Source organism: Streptococcus oralis subsp. dentisani (assembly GCF_002096335.1).
GTDB classification, from domain to species: domain Bacteria; phylum Bacillota; class Bacilli; order Lactobacillales; family Streptococcaceae; genus Streptococcus; species Streptococcus oralis_Z.
In genome coordinates, this window is sequence record NZ_NCUW01000030.1 from 302,994 (window position 1) to 328,290 (window position 25,297).

At 41.5% G+C, this 25,297-nt stretch carries 24 protein-coding genes; all 24 read left to right on the plus strand.

Translation table 11 applies throughout. The features are described from left to right. Window positions 1-16 precede the first annotated feature (16 nt). Window positions 17-1,291 (plus strand): DUF2130 domain-containing protein, encoded by a 1,275-nt coding sequence (locus B7709_RS07960; protein ID WP_084972358.1) that lies wholly within the window; start codon window positions 17-19, stop codon window positions 1,289-1,291. A gap of 9 nt (window positions 1,292-1,300) precedes the next feature. After that, window positions 1,301-2,179 carry a tRNA pseudouridine(55) synthase TruB gene (gene truB, locus B7709_RS07965; protein WP_084972359.1) on the plus strand — a complete coding sequence of 293 codons (879 nt, stop codon included), beginning with the start codon at window positions 1,301-1,303 and terminating at the stop codon, window positions 2,177-2,179. 113 nt (window positions 2,180-2,292) lie between these two features. Further along, a complete protein-coding gene (udk, locus tag B7709_RS07970) occupies window positions 2,293-2,931 on the plus strand; it encodes a uridine kinase (protein ID WP_084972360.1) in 639 nt (212 codons plus the stop codon). 128 nt (window positions 2,932-3,059) lie between these two features. Further along, window positions 3,060-4,400: an exodeoxyribonuclease VII large subunit gene (xseA, locus tag B7709_RS07975; protein WP_084972361.1), complete on the plus strand. Its 1,341-nt coding sequence runs from the start codon at window positions 3,060-3,062 to the stop codon at window positions 4,398-4,400. Next, entirely contained in the window at window positions 4,378-4,590 is a 213-nt protein-coding gene (locus B7709_RS07980) for an exodeoxyribonuclease VII small subunit (RefSeq protein ID WP_000043230.1), read from the plus strand. The genes xseA and B7709_RS07980 overlap by 23 nt, the downstream gene beginning before the upstream one ends. Then, window positions 4,587-5,462, plus strand: coding sequence for a polyprenyl synthetase family protein (locus B7709_RS07985; RefSeq protein ID WP_084972362.1), 876 nt, complete (start codon window positions 4,587-4,589; stop codon window positions 5,460-5,462). Before B7709_RS07980 ends, B7709_RS07985 begins: the two co-directional genes overlap by 4 nt. Further along, window positions 5,455-6,270, plus strand: a complete 816-nt coding sequence (locus B7709_RS07990; RefSeq protein WP_084972363.1) for a TlyA family RNA methyltransferase — start codon at window positions 5,455-5,457, stop codon at window positions 6,268-6,270. The genes B7709_RS07985 and B7709_RS07990 overlap by 8 nt, the downstream gene beginning before the upstream one ends. Further along, window positions 6,263-6,694: an arginine repressor gene (locus tag B7709_RS07995; RefSeq protein WP_084972364.1), complete on the plus strand. Its 432-nt coding sequence runs from the start codon at window positions 6,263-6,265 to the stop codon at window positions 6,692-6,694. The genes B7709_RS07990 and B7709_RS07995 overlap by 8 nt, the downstream gene beginning before the upstream one ends. A gap of 6 nt (window positions 6,695-6,700) precedes the next feature. Then, window positions 6,701-8,368, plus strand: a complete 1,668-nt coding sequence (gene recN / locus B7709_RS08000; RefSeq protein WP_084972365.1) for a DNA repair protein RecN — start codon at window positions 6,701-6,703, stop codon at window positions 8,366-8,368. Then, window positions 8,369-9,097, plus strand: coding sequence for a metallophosphoesterase family protein (locus B7709_RS08005; protein ID WP_084972366.1), 729 nt, complete (start codon window positions 8,369-8,371; stop codon window positions 9,095-9,097). Between the two features lie 78 nt (window positions 9,098-9,175). Further along, on the plus strand, window positions 9,176-10,999 hold the full coding sequence (gene lepA / locus B7709_RS08010) for a translation elongation factor 4 (RefSeq protein WP_001047199.1): 1,824 nt from the start codon (window positions 9,176-9,178) through the stop codon (window positions 10,997-10,999). A 162-nt stretch (window positions 11,000-11,161) separates the two neighbouring features. Continuing rightward, on the plus strand, window positions 11,162-12,010 hold the full coding sequence (gene dprA, locus B7709_RS08015) for a DNA-processing protein DprA (protein WP_084972367.1): 849 nt from the start codon (window positions 11,162-11,164) through the stop codon (window positions 12,008-12,010). Between the two features lie 117 nt (window positions 12,011-12,127). Next, window positions 12,128-14,215, plus strand: coding sequence for a type I DNA topoisomerase (topA, locus tag B7709_RS08020; protein ID WP_084972368.1), 2,088 nt, complete (start codon window positions 12,128-12,130; stop codon window positions 14,213-14,215). A 108-nt stretch (window positions 14,216-14,323) separates the two neighbouring features. Further along, complete coding sequence (locus B7709_RS08025) at window positions 14,324-14,683, plus strand: YbaN family protein (RefSeq protein WP_084972369.1); 360 nt, start codon at window positions 14,324-14,326, stop codon at window positions 14,681-14,683. Window positions 14,684-14,776: 93 nt separating this feature from the next. Further along, entirely contained in the window at window positions 14,777-15,409 is a 633-nt protein-coding gene (locus B7709_RS08030) for a copper homeostasis protein CutC (RefSeq protein ID WP_084972370.1), read from the plus strand. Window positions 15,410-15,452: 43 nt separating this feature from the next. Then, a complete protein-coding gene (locus B7709_RS08035) occupies window positions 15,453-16,109 on the plus strand; it encodes an MmcQ/YjbR family DNA-binding protein (RefSeq protein ID WP_084972371.1) in 657 nt (218 codons plus the stop codon). A 314-nt stretch (window positions 16,110-16,423) separates the two neighbouring features. Beyond that, complete coding sequence (locus tag B7709_RS08040) at window positions 16,424-17,986, plus strand: 2-isopropylmalate synthase (RefSeq protein WP_084972372.1); 1,563 nt, start codon at window positions 16,424-16,426, stop codon at window positions 17,984-17,986. An 11-nt stretch (window positions 17,987-17,997) separates the two neighbouring features. Next, on the plus strand, window positions 17,998-19,035 hold the full coding sequence (gene leuB / locus B7709_RS08045) for a 3-isopropylmalate dehydrogenase (RefSeq protein ID WP_084972373.1): 1,038 nt from the start codon (window positions 17,998-18,000) through the stop codon (window positions 19,033-19,035). Beyond that, window positions 19,032-19,301: a DUF1294 domain-containing protein gene (locus B7709_RS08050; RefSeq protein ID WP_084972374.1), complete on the plus strand. Its 270-nt coding sequence runs from the start codon at window positions 19,032-19,034 to the stop codon at window positions 19,299-19,301. The genes leuB and B7709_RS08050 overlap by 4 nt, the downstream gene beginning before the upstream one ends. 3 nt (window positions 19,302-19,304) lie before the next feature. Next, window positions 19,305-20,687 (plus strand): 3-isopropylmalate dehydratase large subunit, encoded by a 1,383-nt coding sequence (gene leuC / locus B7709_RS08055; protein WP_084972375.1) that lies wholly within the window; start codon window positions 19,305-19,307, stop codon window positions 20,685-20,687. A 9-nt stretch (window positions 20,688-20,696) separates the two neighbouring features. After that, window positions 20,697-21,290, plus strand: a complete 594-nt coding sequence (leuD, locus tag B7709_RS08060) for a 3-isopropylmalate dehydratase small subunit (protein WP_000410625.1) — start codon at window positions 20,697-20,699, stop codon at window positions 21,288-21,290. 25 nt (window positions 21,291-21,315) lie between these two features. After that, window positions 21,316-22,095: an L-threonylcarbamoyladenylate synthase gene (locus B7709_RS08065; protein ID WP_084972376.1), complete on the plus strand. Its 780-nt coding sequence runs from the start codon at window positions 21,316-21,318 to the stop codon at window positions 22,093-22,095. 162 nt (window positions 22,096-22,257) lie between these two features. Next, a complete protein-coding gene (locus tag B7709_RS08070; protein WP_084972377.1) occupies window positions 22,258-23,886 on the plus strand; it encodes an AAA family ATPase in 1,629 nt (542 codons plus the stop codon). Continuing rightward, entirely contained in the window at window positions 23,873-25,216 is a 1,344-nt protein-coding gene (locus B7709_RS08075; protein WP_084972378.1) for an McrC family protein, read from the plus strand. Before B7709_RS08070 ends, B7709_RS08075 begins: the two co-directional genes overlap by 14 nt. Window positions 25,217-25,297 lie beyond the last annotated feature (81 nt).

Below are 25,297 nucleotides of genomic sequence, written 5' to 3' on the forward strand. Positions count from 1 at the left end.
TAGAAAGAGGAAAGTTATGAACGAAATCAAATGTCCCAACTGTGGGGAAGTCTTTACAGTAAATGAGAGCCAGTATGCTGAACTTTTGTCCCAAGTGAGAACGACAGAGTTTGATAAGGAACTACACGATCGCATGAAGCAGGAGCTTGCCCTAGCTGAGCAAAAGGCTATGAATGAGCAACAGTCAAAACTAGCTCAAAAAGACCAAGAAATTGCCCAATTACAGAGTCAAATCCAAAACTTTGATACAGAGAAAGAATTGGCAAAGAAAGAGGTTGAACAGACAAGTCATGAGGCTTTACTGGCTAAGGATAAGGAAGTACAGACCTTGGAAAACCAACTGGCTACCTTACGTTTGGAGCATGAAAATCAACTGCAAAAGACCCTCTCTGACCTAGAAAAAGAACGAGATCAAGTTAAAAATCAGCTCCTCTTGCAAGAAAAGGAAAATGAGTTGTCTTTGGCTTCTGTTAAGCAGAATTACGAAGCCCAGCTCAAGGCTGCTAGTGAACAAGTTGAATTTTACAAGAATTTCAAAGCCCAACAATCTACAAAAGCTATCGGGGAGAGTCTGGAACAGTATGCAGAGAGTGAGTTTAACAAGGTTCGTAGTTTTGCCTTTCCAAATGCCTACTTTGAGAAGGATAACAAGGTCTCTGCGCGTGGGTCTAAAGGCGACTTTATCTTCCGTGAATGTGATGAAAATGGAGTGGAAATCATTTCCATCATGTTTGAGATGAAAAATGAAGCCGACGGAACAGAGAAGAAACATAAGAATGCGGATTTTTATAAAGAATTGGACAAGGACCGTCGTGAAAAGAACTGTGAGTATGCAGTTTTGGTGACCATGCTTGAGGCCGATAACGACTACTTTAATACAGGGATTGTTGATGTTAGCCACGAGTATGAAAAGATGTATGTGGTTCGTCCCCAGTTCTTTATCCAGTTAATTGGTCTCTTAAGAAATGCTGCGCTTAATTCTTTGAAATATAAGCAAGAGTTGGCACTTGTCCGTGAACAAAACATTGATATCACTCACTTTGAGGAAGATTTGTATGCCTTTAAACTAGCCTTTGCCAAGAACTACAATTCAGCTTCAACTAACTTTGGTAAAGCCATCGATGAAATCGACAAGGCCATCAAACGGATGGAAGAGGTCAAAAAATTCCTAACAACATCAGAAAACCAACTCCGTCTTGCAAACAATAAATTGGAAGATGTTTCGGTTAAAAAATTGACTCGTAAAAATCCAACCATGAAAGCGAAGTTTGATGCCTTGAAGGGGGAATAGAAAGCAAAAATGAACGGTATTATCAACTTAAAAAAAGAAGCGGGAATGACCTCGCATGATGCGGTTTTTAAACTGCGTAAGATTTTGGGGACTAAGAAGATTGGTCATGGTGGGACCTTGGATCCGGATGTAGTGGGTGTTTTGCCCATTGCAGTTGGCAAGGCGACCCGCATGGTTGAGTTTATGCAGGATGAGGGCAAGGTCTACGAGGGAGAAATCACTCTGGGTTATTCAACAACGACCGAGGATGCTAGTGGGGAAGTGGTCGCAGAGACACCCGTTTTGTCGCCCTTAGATGAAAAGCTTGTCGATGAAGCAATTACTAGCCTGACTGGGCCTATTACTCAGATTCCTCCCATGTATTCGGCTGTCAAGGTCAATGGTCGCAAGCTCTATGAGTATGCACGTGCTGGTCAGGAAGTGGAGCGTCCAGAACGTCAGATAACTATTTATAGCTTTGAACGGACAAGTCCGATTTCTTATGAGGGCGAACTTGCACGTTTCACCTTTCGTGTAAAATGCAGTAAGGGAACTTATATTCGTACCTTGTCTGTTGACTTGGGAGAGAAGTTGGGTTATGCGGCTCACATGTCCCATTTGACACGGACTAGTGCAGCCGGTTTACAATTGGAAGACGCTCTTACCTTGGAAGAAATTGCTGAAAAAGTGGAGGCTGGTCAATTGGATTTTCTCCATCCTCTAGAGATTGGTACAGGAGATCTTGTCAAAGTTTTCCTAACTCCAGAAGAAGCTACAGAAGTGCGCTTTGGCCGTTTTATCGAGCTAGACCAAACGGACAAAGAATTGGCTGCCTTTGAAGGAAATAAGTTGCTAGCTATTCTAGAAAAAAGGGACAATTTTTACAAACCAAGAAAGGTTTTTAGCTAGTTTAACTGGAGTGTGGAGATGGATTTGTGTTTCCCCTAGACTATCCAAATCAGACTATAAATTTTGTAAAAAATATGATAGAATAGACGACGGATAAAAAAACGGAGGATAGCATGCAAAATAGACCAATCATTATCGGAGTGACAGGTGGTTCTGGTGGTGGTAAAACCAGTGTTTCAAGAGCCATTTTATCGCATTTTCCTGATGAAAAGATTTCCATGATTGAGCATGATTCATACTACAAGGATCAGTCTCATTTGACCTTTGAAGAGCGTGTCAAAACCAACTACGACCACCCTTTTGCCTTTGATACAGACTTGATGATCGAGCAAATTAAAGAGTTGTTGGCGGGGCGTCCAGTGGATATCCCTACTTATGACTATACAGCGCATACACGGAGTAAGAAAACCTATCGTCAGGAGCCTCAAGATGTCTTTATCGTTGAGGGGATTTTGGTCTTGGAGGACAAGCGTCTGCGTGATTTGATGGATATCAAGATTTTTGTGGATACAGATGATGATGTGCGCATTATTCGTCGTATCAAGCGCGATATGGAAGAGCGTGGCCGTAGTTTGGATAGCGTGATTGACCAATATCTGGGTGTTGTAAAACCTATGTATCACCAATTCATCGAGCCGACCAAGCGGTATGCGGATATCGTCATTCCTGAAGGGGTCAGTAATACCGTTGCTATCGACCTTTTGACGACCAAGATTGCAAAGATTTTGGAAGAAGCTCGAAACAGCAAATAATCAGATGAGGAGGCTTGGCCTCCTTTTTCTATTTTTCCTTTCGTTTCGATATGCAAAAGGAGATTTTTAATCATATTTTTGGTATAATAATACCCATGGAAAAGCAAGAAAATGAATAGTAGGTGGAGATGGAAAAGTATTTATCGGTAACAACTTTGACCAAGTATCTGAAAATGAAATTCGATAAAGACCCATACTTGGAACGGGTCTATTTAACTGGTCAGGTTTCCAACTTTCGTAAACGACCTACTCACCAATATTTCTCTCTAAAAGATGACCATGCGGTTATTCAAGCGACCATCTGGTCAGGAATTTATCAGAAATTAGGCTTCGACCTCGAAGAAGGAATGAAGATCAATGTGATTGGGCGTGTTCAGGTTTATGAACCGAGTGGGAGCTACTCTATCATCATTGAGAAGGCTGAACCTGATGGGTTTGGGGCGCTCGCGATTCAGTTTGAACAACTCAAAAAAAAACTGACAGAAGAAGGTTTATTTCAAGAACGATTCAAGCAACCTCTTCCCCAGTTTGCTAAGAGAATTGGTGTAGTGACCAGCCGCAGTGGCGCCGTTATTCGAGATATTATCACGACCGTGAGCAGACGTTTTCCTGGTGTTGATATCCTTCTCTATCCGACCAAGGTGCAAGGAGATGGAGCTGCTGAGGAAATAGCACGGAATATTGCTCGTGCTAATCAACAGGATGATTTGGACTTGCTCATTATTGGTCGTGGTGGAGGTTCCATCGAGGATCTCTGGGCTTTTAACGAAGAGATCGTGGTACGGGCTATTTTTGAATCCCGTTTGCCAGTCATTTCTAGTGTGGGGCATGAGACGGATGTGACTTTGGCAGACTTTGTGGCAGATCGCAGAGCGGCGACACCAACTGCTGCGGCAGAACTGGCAACGCCTGTAACTAAGCTGGATCTCTTGACCCATTTGCAAAATCAAGAAAAACGAATGGCAACAGCAGTTCAGAATGTCCTGTCAAGGAAAAAAGAAGCTTTGAAAAAATGCAGTCAGTCTGTTATCTTTAGACAGCCAGAGCGCTTGTATGACGGTTATTTGCAACGCTTGGATCAGCTGCAACTGCGCTTAAAACAAAGTTTGCGAACACGGATTTCTGATAGCAAACAAGTTGTCCAAGCAAGGACTCACCAATTGCTACAATTATCACCCGTTACCAAAATCCAACGCTATCAAGACCGGCTTGCTCAGTTGAACAAGCTCCTCCGTAGCCAAATGGCTCTGGTTTATGATGCTAAGGTTGCTGAGGTCAAGCGACTTTCAGAAGCCTTGCTGATGTTGGATACGAGCCGAATTGTTGCGCGTGGCTATGCTATTGTCAAAAAAGAAGAGTCCGTTGTGGATTCGGTTGAGAGTTTGAAGAAAAAAGACCAAGTGACGCTGTTGATGCGAGACGGTCAAGTAGAATTAGAGGTTAAAGATGTCAAAACAAAAGAAATTTGAGGAAAATCTAGCAGAACTGGAAACCATTGTCCAAAGTTTAGAAAATGGTGAAATTGCCTTAGAAGATGCGATTACTGCTTTCCAAAAGGGCATGGTCTTGTCAAAAGAACTCCAAGCGACGCTGGACAAGGCTGAAAAGACCTTGGTCAAGGTCATGCAAGAAGATGGAACAGAAAGTGATTTTGAATGAAGAAGCAAGAAAAATTAGCTCTTGTTGAGTCAGCCTTGGAAGACTTTTATGGAGATCAGCAGTTTGCCTCTAGTTTACGAGAGTCTGTTCTCTATTCCATTCATGCTGGTGGCAAGCGTATTCGCCCTTTTCTCTTGTTAGAAGTTCTGGAAGCTCTGCAAGTCGTTATCCAACCAGCTCATGCGCAGGTGGCTGCTGCCTTGGAGATGATTCATACAGGAAGCTTGATTCACGATGACCTTCCTGCCATGGATGACGACGATTATCGTCGGGGACGCTTGACCAATCATAAGAAATTTGGTGAAGCAATGGCAATTTTGGCAGGAGATGCCTTGTTCCTAGACCCCTATGCTTTGATAGCGCAGGCAGACTTGCCAAGCCAGATCAAGGTGGACTTGATTGCTAACTTATCTCTTGCTTCTGGAAGCATGGGAATGGTAGCAGGCCAGGTTCTGGACATGGAGGGTGAACATCAGCACTTATCTTTGGAAGAACTCCGAACCATTCATGCTAATAAAACAGGTAAACTACTAGCTTATCCCTTTCAAGCAGCTGCTATCATAGCGGAATTATCTCCTAAAATGCAGACAAAGCTGAAAACTGTTGGTGAATTGATCGGGCTGGCCTTTCAAGTTCGAGATGATGTGCTGGATGTGACCGCTAGTTTTGAGGAAATCGGCAAGACTCCACAAAAGGATTTGCAGGCTGAAAAATCAACCTATCCAGCCTTGCTGGGTTTGGAGGGGGCGATTGTCTTTTGTAACCAAACTCTGGATCAAGCCACGGCTAAATTAGAAGAAATTTCCCAGCAAGTAAGCTTTGAAACAGAGCCGATTGTGAAAGTAGTAGAAAGTTTGAGAATCAATGGCTAAGGAAAGAGTGGATGTACTAGCTTATAAACAGGGTTTGTTTGAAACGCGTGAACAAGCCAAGCGTGGTGTCATGGCTGGTCTAGTCGTAGCAGTCCATAATGGAGAACGATTTGATAAACCAGGAGAGAAAATCCCAGATGATACTGAGCTAAAACTCAAAGGTGAAAAACTCAAGTATGTCAGTCGTGGTGGCTTGAAATTAGAAAAGGCCTTGGAGATCTTTGATTTGTCAGTTGAAGGAGCGACAACGATTGATATTGGGGCCTCCACTGGAGGATTTACTGATGTCATGTTGCAAAATGGTGCTGAGCTTGTCTATGCGGTGGATGTCGGTACTAATCAGTTGGCTTGGAAATTACGCCAAGACCCACGAGTTGTCAGTATGGAGCAGTTTAATTTTCGTTATGCTGAAAAGACTGATTTTGAGCAGGAACCGAGCTTTGCCAGCATTGATGTGAGTTTCATTTCCCTCAGTCTGATTTTGCCTGCCTTGCATCGTGTCTTGGTTGAACAAGGTAAGGTGGTAGCACTTGTCAAACCTCAGTTTGAAGCAGGTCGTGAGCAGATTGGGAAGAATGGGATCATTCGTGATACCAAGGTTCATCAACATGTCCTTGAATCTGTCACTGCTATGGCAGTTGAACAAGGTTTTTCAGTGCTTGGATTAGACTATTCACCAATCCAAGGTGGACATGGAAACATCGAATTTCTGGCATATTTGAAAAAGGAAGAGGGAGCAAGTAACCAAGTTGCACCTGAAATAGAAAAAGTTGTAGAGAGAGCACATAGAGAATTTAAAGATGAATAAAAAAGAGAGACTTGAAAAAATTAGAAGATTTGTTACGGATTATCAAATCGGGACTCAGGAAGAAATCGTTGAGCATTTGAAGGAAGCAGGTATTTCTGCTACTCAAGCCACTGTCTCAAGGGACATCAAGGAGCTTGGGATTGTTAAACTTCCTTTGAAGAACAACACCTATATCTATGAGTTGCCAAAATCAATCGTCAAAAGTTTGCAGTTGGCTGAGGACAATATTGTGAGTTCTGAGTTAATGGGAAATATGATCAATCTTTCTGTCATTCCTGGAAATACTATTTTTGTGAAGAGTCAGTTGGTTGAAGCATTCTCTGAACAGATTTTTAGCTGCCTAGCTGATGATGATTCTATCCTAATTGTAGCCAAAACTGCTGAGGCTGCTGAGGAAATTGTTGAACAAGTAAAAAAATGGTAGGTCAGTATGTTACTTGAAATTTCGATAAAAAACTTTGCCATTATTGAGGCCATTTCTCTCAATTTTGAAAAGGGTATGACTGTTTTGACCGGGGAAACGGGTGCCGGAAAATCTATCGTTATCGATGCTATGAATCTCATGTTGGGGGCTCGAGCAACGACAGATGTTATTCGTCACGGTGCTCCTAAGGCAGAGATTGAGGGACTTTTCTCGGTTGAAAACCGTCGCCTTTTACAGGAACTTTTTGAGGAGCAAGGCTTGGAATTGGGCGATGAAATCATCATACGCCGTGAGATTCTCCAAAACGGACGAAGTATTAGTCGTGTAAATGGCCAGATGATCAATCTTTCTGTCTTGCGTACAATTGGGCAGCACCTTGTGGATATTCATGGTCAACATGACCAAGAAGAATTAATGCGTCCACAGCTTCACATCCAGATGTTGGATGAGTTTGGTGATGCAGCATTTTTGGAGTTAAAACAAGCCTATCAGACAAGCTTTGACGCCTATCGCAAAATGCGTAAACAAGTTCTTGAAGTCAAGAAAAATCAGCAGGAACACAAGTCTCGCATTGAGATGTTGGAATTTCAAATGGCAGAGATTGAGGCAGCGAACTTGCAGGCTGGTGAAGACTTGGCTCTCAACCAAGAACGAGATAAACTCCTCAATCACAAGAATATAGCGGATACCTTGACAAATGCCTACACTATGTTGGACAATGAGGAATTCTCCAGCCTAGCAAATGTCCGTTCCGCCATGAATGACATGGAAAGTGTCGAAGAATTCGACCCTGAATACCGTGAAATTTCAAGCTCTCTATCAGAGACCTACTATGTTTTAGAAGATATTACCAAGCGTTTGGAAGATATCATTGAAGATTTAGATTTTGATGGCAATCGCCTCATGCAGGTTGAAAATCGCTTAGACCTTCTGAATACTATTACCCGCAAGTATGGTGGGACTGTAGACGATGTCTTGCTTTACTTTGCTAAAATTACAGATGAATACAATCTCTTGACTGGAAATAACCTTTCTTCTGAAGACATGGAAGCAGAGCTTAAGAAATTGGAAGTCAATCTAGTTGATTTGGCTGGTCAGCTTGCATCTGCTCGCCATGACTTGGCCCAGCAGCTCGAAGCAGAGATTAAGCAAGAACTGCAAGATCTCTATATGGAAAAGGCACAGTTTCAGGTTCGCTTTAGTAAGGGCAAATTCAGTCGTGAAGGAAATGAAACAGTTGAGTTTTACATTTCAACCAACCCTGGCGAAGACCTTAAACCCTTGGTCAAGGTTGCATCTGGTGGGGAATTGTCTCGTCTCATGCTAGCTATCAAGTCTGCCTTTTCTCGTAAGGAAGGTAAGACCAGTATTGTCTTTGATGAGGTGGATACGGGAGTTTCAGGTCGTGTGGCCCAAGCTATTGCGCAGAAGATTCATAAGATTGGCCAGCATGGTCAAGTTTTAGCAATTTCTCATCTACCACAAGTGATTGCCATTGCGGACTACCAGTTCTTTATTGAAAAGATTAGTGACGAACATTCAACTGTTTCTACGGTTCGTCTCTTAACTTTAGAAGAGCGAGTAGAGGAAGTCGCTAAAATGTTGGCTGGGGAAAATGTAACCGAAGCGGCCCTTACCCAAGCCAGAGAATTATTGCAAACGAGGGAGAAATAAATGACAGACTATTATGTAATTGGAGATGTTCACGGGAAAGCAGGCATGCTGGAAGACCTTCTCAAAACATGGGATGGTCGCACCCAGTTGCTTTTTCTAGGGGATTTGATTGACCGAGGTGAAGATAGCCGCCGTGTTCTAGAAATGGTCAAGGACTTGGTGGACAATCATGGAGCGATCTGTCTATCAGGCAACCACGAGTATATGTTTTTAACTTGGTTGGACAATCCCGAAGAAAGCTATGACCACTATCGTCGAAATGGTGGTGATACAACCATTAACTCGATCCTAGGTCGTCCCTTGGATGCACCTGTGGATGCAGTTGAAGACGCTAAACGTGTTGAGACGGAAGCAGCAGATTTAGTCGAATTTATTCGTCAGATGCCTTTTGTCTTTGAGACAGATAAGTATATCTTTGTCCATGCTGGTATTGATTTGACCTTGGATGATTGGCATGAAACAACTGATTACAAGAAAGTTTGGCTCAGAAAACCGTTCCACGAAGCTGAAAATCATACCGGGAAAACCATTGTCTTTGGGCATACACCAGTTTATGGTTTGCTGAAGCAAGACCGAGGTACTGCTGAGCTTTGGATTACAGAAGATGGCAAGATTGGCATGGATGGAGGAGCTGTCTACGGTGGTGTCCTTCATGGGATTGTCTTTACTGACCAAGGCATGACAGAGCACTATTTTATTGAAAATGACGGCTTTGTCGCCGAAGATTAGTACTCCTAGAAGGGTATGGTCTTGTCAAAATGTTAAAAACAATTTATAATTAATAGATACCCTGAAAGGAAGAGCAGCATGAACTTAGAAGAATTAAAGAAAAGACAGGAGAAGATTCGAAACTTCTCTATTATCGCCCATATTGACCACGGAAAGTCAACGCTGGCGGACCGCATTTTGGAAAAGACGGAGACGGTTTCTAGTCGTGAAATGCAAGCCCAACTTCTGGATAGCATGGATTTAGAACGAGAACGTGGGATTACCATTAAGCTTAATGCTATTGAGCTCAATTATACTGCTAAAGACGGTGAGACCTACATTTTCCACCTGATTGACACACCTGGGCACGTGGACTTTACCTATGAAGTGTCGCGTTCGCTAGCAGCCTGTGAAGGGGCGATTTTGGTGGTCGATGCAGCCCAAGGGATTGAGGCTCAGACGCTTGCCAATGTTTATCTAGCCTTGGACAATGATTTGGAAATTCTTCCAGTTATTAATAAGATTGACCTACCAGCAGCCGATCCTGAGCGCGTTCGTACAGAGATTGAGGATGTCATTGGACTGGATGCCAGTGAAGCTGTCTTAGCTTCTGCCAAGGCTGGTATTGGTATCGAAGAGATTCTTGAGCAAATCGTTGAAAAAGTACCAGCACCAACAGGTGATGTAACGGCGCCACTCAAGGCCTTGATTTTTGACTCTGTCTACGATGCTTACCGTGGGGTTATCCTCCAAGTTCGTGTCATGGATGGGGTAGTCAAACCTGGCGATAAGATTCAGCTCATGAGCAATGGCAAGACCTTTGATGTGACTGAGGTCGGAATTTTCACGCCGAAAGCAGTCGGGCGTGATTTCCTAGCGACAGGTGACGTTGGTTATATTGCTGCTTCTATCAAGACGGTTCAAGACACGCGTGTCGGAGATACAGTGACCCTAGCCAGCAATCCTGCAGCTGAACCGCTAGATGGGTACAAGCAGATGAATCCTATGGTTTTTGCGGGTCTTTACCCAATCGAATCAAACAAGTACAATGACCTGCGTGAAGCCCTTGAAAAATTGCAGCTCAACGATGCGAGTCTTCAATTTGAACCTGAAACATCGCAGGCGCTGGGATTTGGTTTCCGTTGTGGTTTCCTTGGACTTCTTCATATGGATGTTATCCAAGAGCGTTTAGAGCGTGAGTTTAACATTGACCTCATCATGACAGCTCCATCTGTTATCTATAAGGTTAACCAAACTGACGGTGAGTCTATGGATGTATCTAACCCATCAGAATTCCCAGACCCAACTAAGATTGCGACCATTGAAGAACCTTATGTCAAGGCTCAGATTATGGTACCACAGGAGTTTGTTGGGGCAGTAATGGAATTGGCTCAACGCAAACGTGGGGACTTTGTGACCATGGATTATATTGATGACAATCGTGTGAATGTCATCTATCAAATCCCACTTGCTGAAATTGTCTTTGACTTTTTTGATAAGCTCAAGTCTTCGACACGTGGTTACGCTAGCTTTGACTACGAATTATCAGAGTATCGCCCATCTAAGCTGGTCAAAATGGACATCCTTCTCAATGGTGATAAGGTGGATGCCCTCAGCTTTATCGTTCACAAGGATTTTGCCTACGAACGTGGGAAACTCATCGTTGATAAGCTCAAGAAAATCATCCCTCGTCAACAGTTTGAGGTGCCAATTCAAGCAGCTATTGGACACAAGATTGTGGCTCGTACGGATATCAAGGCCCTTCGTAAAAACGTACTTGCCAAGTGTTATGGTGGTGACGTTTCTCGTAAACGCAAACTCCTTGAAAAACAAAAAGCTGGTAAGAAACGCATGAAGGCTATCGGATCAGTAGAAGTTCCACAAGAAGCCTTCCTCAGCGTCTTGAGCATGGATGAAGAATAGAAATAGAAAACTCTTGAAGATTTTTCAAGAGTTTTTTCTATTTTTGATAAACGCAAGCTATCAAATGCGAAAGCTTAATAAATGTAAAAATCAGATTATCATGTCTTCTTTTTATGATTTTTACGAATAGATAGATGAGTAGCAAAAGAAATGGAGTTGTATATGAAAATCACAAACTATGAGATTTACAAATTAAGAAAAGCAGGTTTGACCAATCAACAGATTTTAACTGTCCTTGAATATGACGAGACTGTGGAGGAGGAACTTTTGTTAGGGGATATTGCTGAAATCTCTAGTTGCCGCAATCCTGCTGTCTTTATGGAACGCTATTTCCAGATAGATGATGTGCAGTTGGAGAAGGAGTTTCAAAAATTCCCATCTTTCTCGATTCTAGACGACTGTTATCCTTGGGATCTGAGTGAGATTTATGACCCTCCAGCTCTTTTGTTTTACAAAGGGAATCTGGATTTATTGAAATTTCCCAAGGTTGCTCTTGTAGGGAGTCGTTCTTGTTCGAGCCAAGGGGCAAAGTCGGTCCAGAAAATTATCCAAGGTTTAGAAAACGAGTTAATCGTGGTTAGTGGCTTAGCAAAAGGAATCGATACCGCTGCCCATATGGCTGCGCTCCAGAATGGAGGGAGAACGATTGCTGTCATTGGAACAGGATTGGATGTTTTTTATCCACGTGCTAATAAACGCTTGCAGGACTACATTGGAAATCATCATCTAGTGCTAAGTGAGTACGGTCCAGGTGAAGAACCCTTGAAATTTCACTTTCCAGCTCGTAATCGCATCATTGCTGGCCTTTGCCGTGGTGTGATCGTTGCAGAGGCAAGGATGCGTTCTGGTAGTCTTATTACCTGTGAGCGAGCTATGGAAGAAGGACGCGATGTTTTTGCCATTCCAGGGGACATTCTTGATGGCCATTCAGATGGCTGTCATCACTTGATCCAAGAGGGAGCAAAACTGATTACAAGTGGTCAGGATGTGCTAGCTGAGTTTGAATTTTAAGGAGAAATTGTTCATTCAGATAAACTTTTCTTCTATACTATAGGAGTTAAGTCTTGACAGGTCTTTAAAAATGGTTTACACTTTATAAAGTTTATTACTTTGAAAAGGTGTGATAGTGTGGCTACGGCAACAAAGAAGAAAAAATCAACAGTTAAGAAAAATCTAGTCATCGTGGAGTCGCCTGCCAAGGCGAAAACGATTGAGAAATATCTAGGACGCAATTACAAGGTTCTAGCCAGTGTCGGACATATCCGAGATTTGAAAAAATCCAGTATGTCAGTTGACATCGAAAACAACTATGAACCGCAATATATCAATATCCGAGGAAAAGGTCCTCTCATCAATGATCTGAAAAAAGAAGCCAAAAAGGCCAATAAAGTCTTTCTGGCAAGTGACCCGGACCGTGAAGGAGAAGCGATTTCCTGGCATTTAGCTCATATTCTCGATCTGGATGAAAATGATGCCAACCGTGTGGTCTTTAATGAAATCACCAAGGATGCAGTGAAAAACGCTTTTAAAGAACCTCGCAAGATTGATATGGACTTGGTCGATGCCCAACAAGCTCGTCGTGTCTTGGACCGTTTGGTAGGCTATTCGATTTCGCCAATTTTGTGGAAAAAAGTCAAGAAGGGCTTATCAGCAGGACGCGTGCAGTCTGTAGCTCTTAAGCTCATCATTGACCGTGAAAATGAAATCAATGCCTTTCAACCAGAGGAATACTGGACAATTGATGGTGTCTTTAAGAAGGGAACCAAGCAATTTCAAGCTTCTTTCTATGGTATGAATGGTAAAAAGATGAAATTGACCACCAATGAAGAGGTCAAAGAAGTCTTGTCCCATCTAACGAGTAAAGATTTTACAGTGGATCAGGTAGATAAGAAAGAACGCAAACGCAATGCGCCCCTACCTTATACGACCTCAACCATGCAAATGGATGCTGCCAACAAAATCAATTTCCGTACTCGTAAGACCATGATGGTTGCTCAACAGCTTTATGAAGGGATTAATATCGGTACAGGCGTACAAGGTTTGATTACCTATATGCGTACAGACTCGACCCGTATCAGTCCAGTAGCTCAGAATGAAGCGGCAAGCTACATTAACGACCGTTTTGGTAGCAAGTATTCCAAGCATGGTAGCAAGGTCAAGAATGCCTCAGGTGCTCAAGATGCCCACGAAGCCATTCGTCCATCTAGCGTCTTTAACACACCAGAAAGCATCGCTAAGTACTTGGACAAAGACCAGCTCAAGCTCTATACCCTTATCTGGAACCGTTTTGTGGCTAGCCAGATGACGGGAGCTATCTTTGATACCATGGCTGTCAAGCTCTCTCAAAATGGGGTTCAGTTTGCGGCAAATGGTAGTCAAGTTAAGTTTGATGGTTATCTTGCTATCTACAATGACTCTGACAAAAACAAGATGTTGCCTGACATGGCTGTTGGAGATGTGGTCAAACAGGTGAATAGCAAGCCAGAACAACATTTCACCCAACCACCTGCTCGCTATTCAGAAGCGACCCTTATCAAGACTTTGGAAGAAAATGGAGTTGGTCGTCCATCAACCTACGCACCAACTATTGAAACCATTCAGAAACGCTATTATGTTCGTCTGGCAGCCAAACGCTTTGAACCAACTGAGTTGGGAGAAATTGTCAATAAACTCATTGTTGAATACTTCCCAGACATCGTAAACGTGACTTTCACAGCTGAAATGGAAGGAAAACTGGATGATGTCGAAGTTGGAAAAGAACAGTGGCAACGTGTTATTGATGAATTTTATAAACCATTCTCCAAAGAAGTAGCCAAGGCTGAAGCTGAAATGGAAAAAATTCAGATTAAGGATGAGCCAGCTGGGTTTGACTGTGAGGTCTGTGGTAGTCCAATGGTGATTAAATTAGGACGTTTTGGTAAATTCTATGCTTGTAGCAATTTCCCAGACTGTCGCCATACGCAAGCGATTGTTAAGGAGATTGGTGTTGAGTGCCCAAGCTGCCATCAAGGACAAATCATTGAGCGCAAAACCAAACGCAATCGTATCTTCTATGGTTGCAATCGCTATCCAGAATGTGAATTTACTTCGTGGGACAAACCAATTGGACGGGATTGTCCAAAATGTGGTCACTTCCTTGTGGAGAAGAAAGTCCGTGGTGGTGGCAAACAGATTGTGTGTAGTAATGGCGACTACGAAGAGGAAAAAATCAAATAAAATACAGAGTCCTGAAAATAAATTTCAGGCTCTTTTTTTGTTGAGGCTTGACAAATTTCCCCCTTGTATGCGAAACTAGAGGAAGAGATAATTTATCTAGGAGAAATCATGCGTATCATTTACCTAAGCATTGGCTTTATTTCACTGGCCTTAGCTGTCATTGGAGTTGTCTTGCCACTTTTACCAACAACTCCCTTTCTTTTGTTAGCTATCGCTTGCTTTTCAAAATCTTCTAAGCGTTTTGAAAACTGGCTTTATCACACTAAGCTCTATCAGACTTATGTAGCTGACTTTCGCGAGACCAAGTCAATCGCGCGAGAACGCAAGAAAAAAATCATCGTATCTATCTATATCTTGATGGGAATTTCTATTTATTTTGCCCCTCTTTTGCCAGTCAAAATCGGTCTGGGAGCCCTGACTGTCTTTATCACCTATTATCTCTTTAAAGTCATTCCTGACAAAAAATAGATAAAAATAGTAGTTATTTGCCTTGATAAAAATGAAAGCATATTTAAAACAATATGATATAATAAATTAAAAGTAATTTTCAAGGAGAATCAAATGATTTACGAATTTTGTGCTGAAAATGTAACTTTGCTTGAAAAAGCGATGCAGGCTGGAGCTCGTCGAATCGAACTTTGTGATAATTTAGCAGTTGGCGGGACAACACCAAGCTATGGCGTAACCAAGGCAGCAGTTGAACTGGCAGCTAACTACGATACGACCATCATGACCATGATTCGTCCACGTGGTGGCGACTTTGTTTATCATGATCTGGAAATTGCCATCATGCTAGAAGACATTCGTATAACTGCTCAAGCAGGTAGCCAAGGGGTCGTTTTTGGTGCTTTAACTGCTGATAAGAAGTTGGACAAGGATAATCTTGAGAAGCTGATTGCTGCATCAAAAGGAATGGAAATTGTCTTTCACATGGCCTTTGATGAATTAAGTGATGAAGAGCAATTGGAAGCTATTGACTGGCTCAGCCAAGCTGGTGTCACTCGTATCTTGACCCGTTCTGGTGTGTCTGGTGACTCTTTAGAGAAACGTTTCGCTCACTATCACAGAATTTTGGAACATGCTAAAGGTAAAATTGAAATTCTACCAGGTGGGGGGATTGACCTTGACAACCGTCAAACCTTTATCGATCAGCTGGGCGTGACACAATTGCATGGAACCAAGGTTGTCTTTTAAAAAATAGAAAGGAACTGCTAGCTTTGGGTAGCAGTTTTCACATATGTTTGAAATTTTTAAATCCTATCAATTTAATCAAGAAAAAGCTCGTGCCTATGGTTTTGTAGAGAATGGGGGAGTCTGGAGCTACAGGTGCCAGATTTTGGATGGAGACTTTGCCATGACAGTCTCCATCACTCCTGATAATGTGAGCTTTCAGGTTTTTGATCAGGAAACGGGTGACCTCTATCCTCAAGTACACATGGAAAGTATGCGGGGAAGTTTTGTCGGAAGTGTCCGTGAGGCTTGTTTGGAGATTCTTTACCAGATTCGGAAGGCTTGCTTTGATGTGCAGGATTTTATCTGCCCTCAGACTAAGCGTATCATGGCTCAAGTTCAGAAAAAGTATGGTAATCAGTTGGAGTATCTGTGGGAAAAGTCACCTGATACAGCTGTATTGCGTCATGAAGGCAATCAAAAGTGGTATGCTGTTTTGATGAGAATTCCATGGAATAAGCTGGAAAAGGGCAGAGAAGGACTAGTCGAAGCAGTCAACCTCAAACACGACCAAGTAGCTGACTTACTTTCAAAAAAAGGCATTTATCCAGCCTTTCATATGAACAAACGCTACTGGCTTAGTCTGGCACTTGATGATAGTTTGCTAGATGAAGAGGTGTTAGAACTCATCGAAAGAAGTTGGAACCTAACCGTGAAAAAATAAGGAAATTCGCTCGAGTTTTCAAATACTTTCAATTAGCAAAATATTCTTTACTGAAGAAATTTTCAGAAAATAATGGATTTTTTCTTGACAAGTGTTTTTAGCTATGCTAAAATACTAAACAAGATATCAAACGAAGGAGAAAGTCAAACATGAAAACAGCTAAGTTTAATCAATTTGCTTTGTTGTTGAGGTACTCGGGCTAGTGCAAAAGCATTAGTCCTGTTTGGCTTACCAAGCGGGAGTAAATCAACATCTCGCTTGGGCTTCTAAGCGAGATGTTTTTTTAAAACCACATTTGGAAAAGGGGAAATCTTATGCGTACAGTTGAATTTTTTGATACCAGTCTTCGTGATGGGGAACAAACACCTGGTGTTAACTTCTCAATCAAGGAAAAAATTGCCATTGCAAGACAGTTGGAGAAATGGGGAATTTCTGTAATTGAAGCTGGTTTTCCGGCTGCTAGTCCAGATTCATTTATAGCCGTTCAAGAAATTGCTAAAGTCATGAAAAAAACAGCAGTGACAGGATTAGCTCGTTCTGTAAAATCTGATATTGATGCTTGTTATGAGGCTCTTAAGGATGCCAAGTATCCACAAATTCATGTCTTTATCGCTACCAGTCCGATTCATCGCAAGTATAAGCTCAATAAGAGCAAGGAAGAGATTTTAGAAGCTATCAAGGAACATGTTTCTTATGCTCGTTCTAAGTTTGAAGTGGTCGAATTCTCTCCAGAGGATGCGACTAGAACAGAGTTGGATTTCCTATTACAAGTCGTTCAAACAGCGGTTGATGCTGGTGCGTCTTATATCAATATCCCTGACACGGTTGGATTCACCACGCCAGAAGAGTTTGCACGCATCTTTGACCACTTGACTGAAAATATTAAATCAGATCATAAAGTTGTCTTTGGTGTCCACTGTCATGATGATCTCGGTATGGCAACTGCAAATACTTTGACAGCAATTAAACATGGTGCTGGACGTGTCCAGGGAACTATTAATGGTATCGGTGAACGCGCAGGTAATGTTGCTCTTGAAGAAGTAGCTGTTGCTTTGAAGATTCGTGAGGATTTCTTCCAAGCAACTAGTGATATTGTTTTGGATGAAACAATGAATACGTCAGAAATGGTTTCTCGCTTCTCTGGTATTCCGGTTCCTAAAAACAAGGCTGTGGTTGGTGGTAATGCCTTCTCTCACGAGTCTGGTATTCACCAAGATGGAGTCCTTAAAAATCCTCTCACTTATGAAATCATTACACCTGAATTGGTTGGTGTTAAGAGCAATAGTCTTCCGCTTGGTAAATTGTCTGGTCGCCATGCCTTTGTTGAGAAACTAAGAGAATTAGCTCTAGACTTTACAGAAGAGGATATCAAACCACTCTTCGCTAAGTTCAAGGCTCTAGCAGACAAGAAACAAGAAATCACAGATGCAGATATTCGAGCTCTGGTAGCTGGAACCATGGTTGAAAACCCAGAAGGTTTCCACTTTGATGATTTACAACTTCAAACCCATGCAGATAATGACATTGAAGCGCTTGTTAGTCTGGCTAATATGGATGGTGAAAAAGTCGAATTTAATGCGACAGGACAAGGTTCCGTTGAAGCAATCTTTAACGCTATCGATAAGTTCTTTAACCAATCTGTCCGCTTGGTTTCCTACACTATTGACGCGGTAACAGATGGTATCGATGCCCAAGCTCGGGTTTTGGTCACTGTTGAAAACAGAGATACCGAAACCATCTTTAATGCAGCAGGACTCGATTTCGATGTGTTGAAAGCTTCGGCTATTGCTTATATCAATGCCAATACTTTTGTTCAAAAAGAGAATGCAGGTGAGATGGGGCATAGCGTTTCCTACCGAGACATGCCTAGTGTGTAAAGGAGAAGGCTATGACAAAGAAAATAGTAGCTCTAGCAGGGGATGGAATCGGTCCAGAAATCATGGAAGCTGGTTTAGCAGTTCTAGAACCTCTAGCTTCAAAAACAGGTTTTGACTATGAGATAGATAGATGCCCCTTTGGAGGTGCAGGTATTGATGCTGTGGGGCATCCCTTACCTGATGAAACCCTCAAGGCATGTAGAGAAGCAGATGCTATTCTCCTTGCGGCTATCGGTAGTCCCCAGTATGATGGGGCAGCGATTCGACCTGAACAAGGTCTACTTACTCTTCGTAAGGAACTCAATCTTTATGCCAATATTCGCCCTGTAAAAATCTTTGATAGTCTTAAGCATTTGTCACCACTTAAACCAGAACGAATTGCTGGTGTAGACTTTGTCGTGGTACGTGAGTTGACAGGTGGGATTTACTTTGGGGATCATATCCTTGAAGAGCGCAAAGCGTGTGATATCAACGACTACAGCTATGAGGAAGTAGAGCGGATTATTCGCAAGGCTTTTGAAATTGCAAGAAATCGCAGAAAAATCGTTACTAGTATCGATAAGCAAAATGTTCTAGCGACATCAAAACTCTGGCGGAGAGTAGCTGAGGAAGTTTCAAAAGAATTTTCAGACGTAACCTTGGAGTACCAGCTAGTCGACTCAGCTGCTATGCTTATGATTACTAATCCTGCCAAGTTTGATGTTATCGTGACGGAGAATCTTTTCGGAGATATTCTATCTGATGAATCAAGCGTTCTATCTGGCACGCTTGGAGTCATGCCATCAGCTAGTCATTCTGAAAAAGGTCCAAGTCTTTATGAACCTATTCATGGTTCGGCACCTGATATTGCAGGTCAAGGAATTGCCAATCCTATCTCTATGATTTTGTCAGTTGCCATGATGCTGAGAGACAGCTTTGGACGTTATGAGGATGCGGAGTGTATCGAACATGCTGTTGAAGCTAGTTTAGCGGCTGGTGTTTTAACAAGAGATATTGGAGGACAGGCTTCGACCAAGGAAATGACAGAAGCCATCATTGAAAGATTATGAAGATAAATGAAGGAATAACGCTTGCCCTCTTGATTTGGAATTTGCTGATTTTCTTGATTTATGGCATTGACAAATCCAAGGCAAGGAGAAGAGCTTGGCGTATCCCAGAGAAAATCTTACTTATTTTAGCCTTTACTTGTGGTGGTTTTGGAGCTTGGTTAGCAGGAATCACCTTTCACCACAAGACTAGAAAATGGTATTTTAAAACAGTTTGGTTTCTCGGGATGGGAACCACACTAGTAGCCTTATATTTTATTTGGAGGTAATGGATGGCAGGAAAATCGATTTTTGATAAATTATGGGACCGTCATGTCATCACAGGAGAAGAAGGACAGCCTCAACTCATGTATGTAGATCAACACTATATTCATGAAGTGACCAGTCCCCAAGCTTTTCAAGGATTACGAGACGCAGGTCGCAGATTGAGACGGCCAGACTTGACATTTGGAACCTTTGATCATAATGTTCCGACTGTCAATATCTACGATATTCGAGATGTTATTTCTAAGGCTCAAATTGATAAGCTTGCTGAAAATGTTGAGGAGTTTGGGATTGAACATGCGGCCCATGGTTCTGAAAAACAAGGAATCGTTCACATGGTTGGTCCAGAAACAGGACGAACTCAACCAGGAAAATTCATCGTTTGTGGAGACAGCCACACAGCTACTCATGGAGCTTTTGGAGCTATCGCTTTTGGGATTGGAACCAGTGAGGTCGAGCATGTATTTGCTACTCAGACACTCTGGCAAGTTAAACCTAAGAAAATGTTGGTAGAATTCACTGGTGTTCCTCAAAAGGGAGTTTATTCTAAGGATTACATTCTCGCCTTGATTGCCAAGTACGGCGTTGCTTGTGGTGTTGGCTATGTGGTGGAATATCGTGGGCAAGCGATTGATGCTCTGACCATGGAAGAGCGAATGACCATCTGTAACATGTCCATCGAGTTTGGTTCTAAGATGGGGATTATGAATCCAGATCAGACTACCTATGACTATCTAAAGGGACGGGAATGTGTTCCAAAAGCTTTCGAGGAGGCAGTTGCCGATTGGAAGACGCTAGTCAGCGATGATGATGCTGTTTATGATAAGGTTATCCAGATGGATGTCTCAGACTTAGCTCCTATGGTGACCTGGGGAACCACCCCTGCTATGGGGGTTGACTTTGACAGTAGTTTCCCAGAAATTAAGGATATGAATGATGAACGAGCCTACAATTATATGGATTTGGAACCTGGTCAAAAGCCAGCAGATATTGAACTAGGTTATATCTTTATCGGCTCTTGTACAAATGCTCGTCTCAGCGACTTGCAACTGGCTGCGCGATTTGTCAAAGGAAAGAAAATAGCCCCCAATCTAACGGCTATCGTGGTTCCGGGCTCTCGTCCGGTTAAGCGAGCTGCTGAGAAGTTGGGCTTGGACAAGGTTTTCCTAGACGCTGGCTTTGAGTGGAGAGACCCAGGTTGCTCTATGTGTCTAGGGATGAACCCAGACAAGGTCCCTGATGGTGTTCACTGTGCCTCAACCAGTAACCGCAACTTTGAAGACAGACAAGGATTTGGTGCTAAAACCCATCTTTGCAGTCCAGCTATGGCAGCTGCGGCAGCTATCGCAGGGCGTTTCGTAGATGTTCGGCAGATGCCAGAAGCCCAGTAAGGAGAGGATATGGAGAAATTTACAGTTTATACGGGAACGACCGTTCCTCTCATGAATGATAACATTGACACCGACCAAATCCTTCCCAAGCAGTTTCTCAAGTTAATTGATAAGAAGGGCTTTGGTAAGTACCTTATGTACGCTTGGCGTTATCTGGACGACAAGTATACTGAGGACCCAGACTTTGTCTTTAACCGACCAGAATACCGTAAAGCCAGTATTCTCATCTCAGGGGATAACTTTGGCGCAGGATCGTCCAGGGAACACGCAGCTTGGGCTTTGGCAGACTATGGTTTTAAAGTCGTGATTGCAGGGTCTTTTGGTGATATTCATTACAATAATGAACTCAATAATGGTATGTTGCCCATTGTTCAACCCAGAGAGGTTAGAGAGAAACTAGCCCAGCTACAACCAAGCGATCAGGTAACTGTGGACTTGGAACAACAAAAAATCATCTCACCAGTCGGTGAATTCACTTTTGAAATCGATAGCGAATGGAAACACAAGCTCTTAAATGGTTTGGATGATATCGGTATTACGTTGCAGTATGAAGACTTGATTGCTGCTTATGAAAAACAACGTCCAGCCTACTGGCAGGATTAGAAAAAATAGAAAAGGAAATAGAACTATGACAAAACACATTCAATGGAACGGAACACTTTCACAAGAAGGCCATGACATTTTAAAAGGTGAGGGCGGTTGTATCGTTTGTCCAACCAAAGTTGGTTACATCATCATGACTAGCGATAAGGCAGGACTTGAACGCAAGTTTGAAGCCAAAGAGCGTAACCGTAACAAACCAGGAGTTGTCCTCTGTGGCAGTATGGATGAGCTTCGCGCTTTAGCACAACTCAATCCAGAAATTGAAGCCTTCTACCAAAAACATTGGGACGAAGACATTCTCCTAGGTTGTATCCTTCCTTGGAAACCAGAAGCCTTTGAGCAATTGAAAGCATACGGTGATGGTCGTGAAGAACTCATGACAGACGTGCGTGGTACTAGTTGTTTTGTCATCAAGTTTGGTAAAGCTGGTGAACAGTTGGCTGCTAAACTTTGGGAAGAAGGCAAAATGGTCTATGCCTCATCTGCAAACCCATCTGGAAAAGGAAACCGCGGTAAGGTGGAAGGAATCGGAGAACGTATCGAAGGAGCAGTGGACCTTGTCATTGAAGCTGACGATTATGTGGCATCCATCCAACCTGACAAAACAATCGAAACTCGCTACGAACAAGGGGTGATGGTATCTATGGTTGATAAGGACGGCAATCTCATCCCAGAACAAGGTGGAGACCGTTCAATTTCACCAGCTCCAGTTGTGATCCGTAAAGGACTCGACATTGATAAGATTATGATGCACTTGTCAGATACCTTTAACTCATGGGATTACCGTCAGGGGGAGTATTATTAATATTGAAAAGAAGTCTAGTGTTATGAGGAAATAAAGCTTTCTACACTGGACTTTTCTTTAGAAATTCTTTTCTTTTTTTATAGGATATGATATTCTATATATGAAATAGGATTTTGAAATATTAAATACTGACTAGTCTATATATGAAAATGGAGCTACAAAATGGAAGAAAAATTAAATTATTGGATGATAGTTGCAGGAGGAGGTGGAAAAGTTTGGTCCCTATTTAAAGAAGAGAATATAGCTTGTATAGATTTTGATTCTAATTTGTCTAGTATTCTAGATTATAAAAATCCTCAAGAATTGAAACAGGGAAAACAGAGAGATAAATTTATTTGGAAATTTGCTCATGACATAAAAAAAGATGATTACATAATAGCTACCACAGGGGTTAAGGAAATTTTAGGAATTGGTCAATGTGTGAAACCTTATTATTTTGACGAATCTAAAAAAACATTTAAACATTGTATTGGTGTTAAATGGTTGAAAGTAGATGGTGGATGGGAATACCAAGGTAAAAAAGGTGTAAGACAAACCATCAACTGGGACAGAAACAAGGAACGTATCAATTTATATAAATCCATTCTAAATGGCACATACAGAAAAAATATAGAGAAAGTTGTTATGAATAAAAATATTAACGATTATTTAGATATATTAAGAAAATCCAAAAACCTTATCCTTCGAGGTGCACCTGGTACAGGAAAAACACACCTTGCTATTGATATTGCAAATGAATTAACAGATGGCAACGAAGACCAAATCGGCTTTGTACAGTTTCATCCATCCTATGACTATACAGATTTTGTAGAGGGGTTGAGACCGGTATCAAATGAGGATGGAGCTATTGAGTTTAAATTACAAGATGGTATTTTTAAGCAGTTTTGCCAGAAGGCTAAAGCAGCACAGAAAACTGGAGGACAAGATAATTTTGAGGAAACGTGGGCTAAGCTGACAGATGCTATCAATGAAAAGCAAGGACAATACTTCTTCCCTCGTAGTTCGGTTCCAGCCAGTTTAAATAGTCAAGGGAATGTGAAGTTTGATTCTCCCGTTGCTACCAAAGAAAAAGTGTATCTTTTGTACAAGGGTGAAGAGACTAATTTAAAGTACGAAACTTATCAAAAAATCGTTTTAGATCACATGAAAGAAAGCTATGGCTTATGTGATTATGTGTCTCCAACGATCAACACAGATAAGAAATTCGTTTTCATCATCGATGAGATCAATCGTGGGGAGATTTCTAAGATTTTTGGAGAACTCTTTTTCTCTATTGACCCTGGCTATCGTGGTAAAGAGGGAAGTGTTTCTACCCAATATGCCAATCTACACGAAACTGATGAAAAGTTTTATATCCCTGAAAATGTTTATATTATCGGAACAATGAATGATATTGATCGTTCGGTGGATACCTTTGATTTTGCTATGCGTCGTCGTTTCCGTTTTGTTGAAGTTATGGCTGACAGTCAACTTTATATTCTAGATCAAGAACTAGGTGAAGATGCTGAAGAAGCTAAAACCCGACTAAGGAACTTGAATACTGCTATCGAAAATATTCAGGAATTAAACAGTCATTACCATATCGGACCAAGTTATTTCCTTAAATTGAAGGATGTAGATTTTAACTATGAATTACTCTGGTCTGATTATCTCAAACCACTTTTGGAAGATTATTTACGTGGTTCTTATGAGGAATCTGAAACTCTGGAAACATTGAAAAAAGCATTTGAGCTGACAAATAACGAGCGAACAGATCAGCAAGATACTGGTGATAATGATGCAGATAACTGATAATCAGCATAAAATTGCTAAAGAAGACTTTGTCGCAGAATATCCTAAACTAAGTCAAGCCCTTCTTGATAGAACACTGGATAACCTTTCTCGAGAGGACAGTATCTTTATTTTTCCAAATGACCTGCAATATTCTCCTGACTTAGAAAGAGACCAAAAAATCTTTGAAACAGTCAATCAGGAAATCAAGACAGGTAATGTGATTGGTTTTCTGGGATGTGGTCAGGAAAGATTGACGATTTCCTCTCGTTTTTCTGATGAAAGTAACGACCATTTTTTGCATTATCTCTTACAAAAAGTTCTCAATATCAATCTGACTAGTTTAGATGTTGGCCTATCTCAAGAGGATAGACTTTATCAGTTCTTGATTTACCTCTTTCCAAAGTATCTACAAGCTGCTCTCCGAAAGGGTCTTTATAAGGAATACCAGAGATTTTCTCATAACGACAGTCATGTAAAGGGAGTGATTGATGTAAGAAACCATCTCAAGAAAAACCTTCCTTTCACAGGAAATGTTGCCTACACAACGAGAGAGTTCACCTATGATAATCCACTCATGCAATTGATCCGTCACACTATTGAATACATTAATAATCAGAAAAGCATTGGGCAAGAGGTCCTTGATAACCTCTTAACTAGTCGTGAAAATGTGGCAGAAATCGTGCGTGTAACCCCATCTTATAAATTAGTTGACCGTGCTAAGATTATTCGGGGAAATCAATCTAAACCTATACGTCATGCATACTTTCACGAGTACAGAAAGTTACAAGAACTTTGTCTGATGATCCTAAATCAAGAAAAGTACGGTTTAGGGTATCAGGAACAAAAAATCCATGGTATTCTTTTTGATGTTTCCTGGCTTTGGGAAGAGTATGTTTATACCTTGTTGCCAAAAGTTTTCATCCATCCACGAAATAAGGATAAGACGGACGGAATTTCAGTATTTTTAGACGATAAAAATCATGAAAATCGCAAAAGGCGTGATCGAAAAGTGTATCCAGATTTTTATGATAGAGAACGAAAGATTGTTCTAGATGCTAAATATAAAAAACTTGAAGATACTGAAAAAGGAATAAACCGTGAGGACTTGTTCCAGATGATTTCCTATTCTTATATTTTAAAAGCTGAGAAAGCTGGACTGATTTTTCCTAGTATAGAGCGGTCAGTAAATAGTGAAATAGGAAAACTAGCTGGCTATGGAGCTCAATTGAAGAAGTGGTCTATCCAAATCCCTCAGAATGCCTCATCCTATAGTGCATTTTGTAAAATGATGGAAAATTCAGAAGAAAATTTTAAAGCGATTATTGATGAAGAAGTGGGGAGAAAATAATCTCTTCACTTTTTTGGCTATTTATATAAGTAATTTCCGAACAATATAATTTGATTATTGAAAATATTTGACAAAAACTGT